Genomic DNA, 6399 nt, shown 5'->3' on the forward strand with positions numbered 1-6399 from the left:
GACATGATCGCATCTACTCGAGGTCGTTCCGCAGGCTCCTCTCCTACCACCAATATCCCCTGGGCCCTTCGGACCGACAAGCTGACGGGTTCGGTGATCGATTCGTCGACATCGCTCCTCGCTGCACAGAAGCACGACATCGTCCGTTTCGCGATGGGATCTCCTGCCGCCGAGACTGTCCCGGCCGCGGCGTTCACCGAGATCGCCGGGAGCGTCCTGACTGCGGATGCATTCGATTACGGTGCCACCGAAGGTGATCCCGGCTTGATGGATGCGTTGCTCGCGTATCTGGAGTCGGTGGGAGAGCCCACGTCCGAAGATCGGGTGGTGATCACCTCCGGCGGAATGCAGGGCCTCGACATCGCGTGCAAGCTGTTCGTCGATCCGGGCGACTTGGTGATCGTCGAGAGTCCCACGTACACCAACGGAACCGCCACTGTGCTCAGCTACGGGGGAGACATCCTCGAGGCCCCGATGGACAGTGACGGACTGATCGTCGAGGCATTGCCCGAGCTCGTCGAGCGCGCGGGCCGGCTACCGAAAATGATCTACGTGATCCCCAACTTTCAGAATCCGTCCGGGGTGACCATGTCGCTCGAGCGCCGTCAGCTGTTGATCGAACTGGCGCATCGCTGGGGCTCGGTCATTCTGGACGACGACCCGTACGGTCTGCTCCGGTTCTCGGGGGAATCCATTCCCAGTTTCAACGCCCTCAGTCCGAACGACCCGCTGATCTTCTCCGTACGCACCTTCTCGAAGATGATCGCGCCTGGGCTGCGGGTGGGCTGGGTCGATGCCGCACCCGAAGCGCGGCAACTGATCATCAACGCCAAGCAGGCAATGGACACGTGCACCAACCTGCCTGCGCAGCGGATGGTGGCCGAGTACATTCGGCGCGGATTGCTCGACGAGCACCTTCGGTCGCTGGCGTCGGTGTACCTGCCGCGCAAGATCGCGATGCAGAACAGCATCGACAAGCACTTCGGGGCTTCGATGTCGACGACCGATCCGGAGGGCGGATTCTTCCTCTGGGCGACGTTGCGTGGCAACGATGTCGACTTCTCGACCCAGGACCTGTTCGAGACGGCCCTGGCCGAAGGAGTGGCCTACATACCGGGACCGGCGCTGTCGGTAGGCGGTAAATTCCACGATTCGTTGCGGCTGTGCTTCGCGTCGTCGACGCCCGAGCGTATCGAAGAGGGAATCAGAAGACTCGCTGTGGCAGTGGAGAAGTCCAAGCACCTGCTCGCCTCCGACCCCACTCGATGACGGTTTCGAATGACGAACAGGCCCTGCTCGACTCGATCGACGGGCAGGACATCGTCTCTCTGACTGCGGCATTGATCGACGCAGGCGGTGAGAACCCGGGGGACACCGAGGAGAAGACCGCGCAGGTACTTGCCGATCACTGTCGCGCGGCGGGTTTCGATGTTCGGATCGTCGAGGTGGCTCCGGGTCGGCCCAACGTGATCGTGTCCATCGGATCGGACGAGCGGCCCGGAATTCTGTTCGTCGGCCACTCCGACGTGGTGCCGGCGGGATCCGGTTGGACCGCCGATCCCTTCTCCGCCCTGGTCCGCGACGGCAGAATCGTCGGTCGCGGGGCCTGCGACATGAAGGGCGGCCTCGCTGCGGTTGTCGCGGCAATGACAGCGGTGTTGCGGGCAGGTCTCGCGGACGAGCATCCGATGACGTTGGCGTGCTTGGTCGACGAAGAGGACACCGGTCTGGGCATTCGTGCCTTCGTCGCCGAACCCGCACCTCGGAGCTACAGCCACTGTGTGGTGGCCGAACCGACGAATCTGGTGACCATTTTCGGTTGCCGAGGAGCTGCGAACCTCGAGATCGACGTTCGAGGCCGGTCCGCGCATGCGGGGCAGCCACGCAACGGAGTCAACGCTATCTCTGCCGCAGCGCGGATCATCGCACTCATCGAGGATTCTCAGTCCGAGTTGGACGCGCACCCCGACCCCGATTTGGGTCCCGCCACCTGGAATGTGGGGACGATAACCGGGGGCACCGGCACCTCGATGGTCGCCGATCGGTGCGTTGTCACAGTCGACAGACGTCTGCTGCCCGGCGAAAGTGCGGCCGAAGTAGTTCAGGATCTGCGATCACGTATCGAATCCGCCGGCGTCAACGGCTCCGGTATCGACGTCGAGATCGGAATTTCGATGGAAATGCCGGGCTTCCTGACCAGCGTGCAGGACGGATTGGTCAGCACCGCAGTGCAATCGGTCCGTGACACCGGGTCCGAGATACTCGGCCGTTCCACTGACATCTGGACCGCATCGTGCGATGGTGGTTTTGTGGCACAACAGATGGGTACCCCAACTATCGTGCTTGGTCCAGGAGATATCGAAGGCCAGGCGCATCGCCCGGACGAATCCGTCGCGGTGCAGCAATTGATCGACAGCGCACGGGCGTACGCGTCGATCGCCATGAGAATCGGTGCTCCACCAGCTCCTTGACTCCCCACGCGGGGGTAGGCGGAAATCGATACCCCGCGCAGTCGTAATGTCGAACGCTGCGAAGTACCAAACCGACGCTCCATGTTGTCGAAAAGCGAGAGGTATTGGACCGTGACCGAAACATCATCATCTCCGACGGGATATCCGCCGAGCACCGCCACCCTGAGCCCGGACGAGACCAAGATTTTGCACCGAGCCATCGGTGGCTCCGCACTCGGCAACGCTGTCGAGTGGTTCGACTACGCGGTCTACGGCTACCTCGCCGTCTACATCGCGGCCAACTTCTTTCCGTCCGATGACGGTGGAGCAAGCCTGCTCTCCACTTTCGCCGTCCTGGCCGCGTCGTTCATCATTCGCCCCATCGGCGGTATCGTCCTCGGCCCGCTGGGTGACCGCATCGGGCGTCAGAAAGTGCTCGTACTGACCGTCACCATGATGTCGATCGCCACGGCACTGATCGGCGTGCTGCCGACGTTCGACACCATCGGTATCGGCGCACCATTGTTGCTGCTCGCCTGCCGGTTGGTGCAGGGCTTCTCCACCGGAGGTGAGTACGGCGGCGCGGCGGTGTTCATGGCCGAATATGCCCCGGACAAGCGCCGAGGATTCTTCGGATCGTTCCTCGAATTCGGCACCCTCGCCGGCACCGTGGGCGGTGCCACTCTGTGCACCCTGCTCAACCTCGGCCTCGGCGACGACACCATGGAGGCCTGGGGCTGGCGTATTCCGTTCCTGGTGACGCTGCCGCTGGGTATGGTCGCGCTCTGGCTGCGGACCCGGCTGGAGGATTCTCCGGTGTTCGCCGAGGCCAAGGAAGAAGGCGACACGGTCGACGACGGTGAAGGCGGAGCCATCGCCTCGCTCAAGACCACCATGACCTACTGGCAGCGGATCCTGATTCTGATGGGCTTCGTGCTGCTACTGAACATCGCGTACTACACCGTGCTTACCTTCCTGCCCTCGTACCTCAGCGACACCCTGGGGCACAGCACCACTCAGTCCAACTTCACCCTCGTGGTGATCATGCTGATCATGATGGCGATCATCAACCCCATCGGAGCGCTCTCCGACCGGGTCGGGCGCAAGCCGTTGCTGCTGACAGCATGCGTCGGATATTTCGTGTTCAGCGTCCCGCTGTTCCTGCTGATCATCAACGCCGGATTGATCGGCCAGACCATCGGCCTGCTCGGTCTCGGGCTGCTGCTGGTCATCATGACCTCATGTGTGTCCTCGACCCTGCCTGCGCTCTTCCCGACGCAGGTGCGCTACGGCTCGTTCGCCATCGGCTACAACGTCTCCACGTCTTTGTTCGGCGGTACTGCTCCGCTGATCCTGACGTTCCTGATCGACCGGACGGGCTCGAACCTGATCCCGGGCTGGTACATGATGATTGCGGCGGCCGTCGCGTTCGTGCCGATCCTGTTGATGCCCGAGACTGCAGGGCGTTCGCTACGCGGAACTCAGTGCCCCGGTGACAACGACGACGAGGTGGCTGCGTCCGGCGTCGAACTCGTCGGATACAAGAAGAAATAGTGGCACCGGTTCTCGTCGTCCTCTACGCCGACGACCTTCCGGACGGCCTCGATGCGATCGAGGAGGTCGCCGACGTCCGGTACGCCACGGCGGACACCCTCGGTGATGCAGTCGATGGTGCAGATGCGCTGCTGCTGTGGGACTTCTTCTCTCCCGCAGTCGAATCTGCGTGGCCTCGCTGCGGGTCGCTGAAATGGATCCACATCGCGGCCGCCGGAGTCGACTCGTTGATGTTCGACGAGTTGGTCGAATCCGACGTGGTCGTCACCAATTCGCGGGGAGTGTTCGATCGACCGATCGCGGAATTCGTGCTTGCGCAGATCCTCGCGTTCGCCAAGGACTCCGAACGCTCGCGCGCACTGCAGCACTCGAAGATCTGGCAGCATCGTGAGACCGAGCGCATCGACGGTGCTCACGCGATGATCGTCGGTACCGGAGCAATAGGTCGTGCCATCGCGAACCTACTGACCGCAGTGGGAATGTCGGTGTCGGGAGTGGGTCGAACGGCGCGTGAGGGCGATACCGACTTCGGAACCGTGCATGCCAGCGACCATCTGGCGGACGTCGCTTCGGGAGCAGATTACTTGGTGCTGGTCGCCCCACTGACAGACAAGACGCGGGGGCTGGTCGACGATTCGGTGTTGGCGGCGATGAAGCCCGGATCGCGCCTGGTCAACGTGGGCCGCGGGGAGCTGCTCGATGCCGACGCGCTGCTGACGCATCTCGGTAGCGGACACATTGCCGGTGCCGCGCTCGACGTGTTCGAGACCGAGCCGCTCTCGGCCGACCATCCGTTGTGGACGGCCGAGAACGTGGTCGTCACTCCGCACATGAGCGGCGATGCCGCCGGGTGGAAGCGGCGGCTCGCAGAAGTGTTCGCCGACAACGCACATCGGTATTTTCGCGGCGAACCCCTGCTCAACGTCGTGGACAAGAAACTCGGCTTCGTGCCCTGACCCGTTCTGCCTGTCAGTAGGCCCGCTCGTATTGCGGAGCCACCGCCGGGATCATCTCCACGCCGAGTTCGCGGGCTGCGCGGCGCGGCCAGTACGGGTCGCGTAGCAGCTCGCGGGCCAGCAGGACAGCCGTCGCTTCACCGAGCGAGACGATGTCCTCGGCCTGCTTGGGTTCGGTGATCATGCCGACCGCGGCGGCAGGCATCGTGGTCTCGTTCTGGATGCGCCGTGCGAAGGGAACCTGGTAGCTGGGACCGACCGGAATCGAGGCGCGCACGTTGCCTCCGGTGGAGGTATCTACCAAGTCCACCCCGTGCTCGGTGAGAATCTGCGACAACGCGACAGTCTGACCCGAGGTCCAGCTCGCAGCCTCCAATTCGGCTGTGCGCTCTGCCCGATCTGCTGTCGGATCGGAACTGTCGGGCTCGTCCAGCCAGTCCGTTGCCGACAGTCGGACGAATACCGGAAGCTCCGCCGGCCACACCTCACGCACCGCGTCGACCACCTCTATCAGCAGTCGCGTGCGGCCTGCGAAATCTCCGCCGTACACGTCGGTGCGGGTGTTACTGGCGGGCGAGAGGAACTGGTGCAGTAGGTATCCGTGCGCGCCGTGGATCTCGGCGACCTGGAATCCGGCCTTCAGAGCGCGCTGCGCGGCGGTACGGAAGTCGTCGACGATCTTCGTGATGTCGGCGGCCGTTGCCTCCCGCGGTGTCGCGTAGTCACCGAACGCGACCGCGGAAGGCCCGACGGTCTCCCAGCTCCTCGGATCGTCCGAGGGGAGGGATTTGCCGCCCAACCACGGGGCCGCCGTCGACGCCTTGCGGCCCGCATGCGCCAACTGAATGCCCGGGACGGTACCGAGGGCGCTGATCTCGGCAACGATTTTCGCCAGCGCGTCGGCCTGGGCGTCGTTCCAGATCCCCAGGTCCGACGGGCTGATACGGCCCTCGGGGCTGACTGCGGTGGCTTCGGTGATGATCAGGCCGGCTCCGCCGACCGCCCGGCTCACCAGATGGGTGCGGTGCCAGTCGGCTGCGACTCCGACGTGCTCACCGGAGTCGTCGGCCGAGTACTGGCACATCGGAGCCATCCACACCCGGTTCGGAAAGGTCACGTTGCGCAGGGTCAGAGGCTCGAACAAGGCGCTCACGGGTGGTTCCTCCGGTTTGTCGGTGTCGACGTCGGTGACGTCGGTGATCTCCACGCTGTGCTGCAACGACGCGGCGATGCAGCTTCATTCCCGGCCCCTATTAGTGTGTAGTTCATGACTGCTTCCGTCTCGGCCGAATCGGTGCCCACGACTGTCGACGAGCGCGAGAACGTGCACGCTGCGGCCCGTCGTGCCCGGATTGCCTCGCGTTCGTTGGCGCTGCTGACGACCGCGGAGAAGGACGCTGCACTACACGCGGCCGCCGATGCGGTGGTTGCTGCTGCCG

General features: G+C 64.0%; 5 protein-coding genes. 4 read left to right on the forward strand and 1 reads right to left on the reverse strand.

Annotation, left to right across the window (positions count from 1 at the left end):
* Positions 1 to 3: 3 nt before the first annotated feature.
* From RHODMAR_RS13525 to RHODMAR_RS13540, 4 genes are all read left to right on the forward strand, one after another.
* The gene (locus RHODMAR_RS13525; protein ID WP_008715406.1) at positions 4 to 1269 is read left to right on the forward strand and encodes an aminotransferase-like domain-containing protein; all 1266 of its coding nucleotides are present in this window, start codon (positions 4 to 6) and stop codon (positions 1267 to 1269) included.
* The gene (locus tag RHODMAR_RS13530; RefSeq protein ID WP_008715407.1) at positions 1266 to 2471 is read left to right on the forward strand and encodes a M20 family metallopeptidase; all 1206 of its coding nucleotides are present in this window, start codon (positions 1266 to 1268) and stop codon (positions 2469 to 2471) included. The genes RHODMAR_RS13525 and RHODMAR_RS13530 overlap by 4 nt, the downstream gene beginning before the upstream one ends.
* Positions 2472 to 2582: 111 nt before the next feature.
* A complete protein-coding gene (locus tag RHODMAR_RS13535) occupies positions 2583 to 4004 on the forward strand; it encodes an MFS transporter (RefSeq protein WP_008715409.1) in 1422 nt (473 codons plus the stop codon).
* Positions 4004 to 4960, forward strand: coding sequence for a D-2-hydroxyacid dehydrogenase (locus RHODMAR_RS13540; protein WP_008715411.1), 957 nt, complete (start codon positions 4004 to 4006; stop codon positions 4958 to 4960). The genes RHODMAR_RS13535 and RHODMAR_RS13540 overlap by 1 nt, the downstream gene beginning before the upstream one ends.
* Before the next feature lie 13 nt (positions 4961 to 4973).
* Here RHODMAR_RS13540 and RHODMAR_RS13545 read toward each other — a convergent pair whose 3' ends face one another.
* Positions 4974 to 6113, reverse strand: a complete 1140-nt coding sequence (locus RHODMAR_RS13545) for an NADH:flavin oxidoreductase/NADH oxidase (protein WP_042939135.1) — start codon at positions 6111 to 6113, stop codon at positions 4974 to 4976.
* Positions 6114 to 6399: the final 286 nt, after the last annotated feature.

This window comes from Rhodococcus sp. AW25M09 (assembly GCF_000333955.1).
Lineage (GTDB): Bacteria > Actinomycetota > Actinomycetes > Mycobacteriales > Mycobacteriaceae > Rhodococcoides.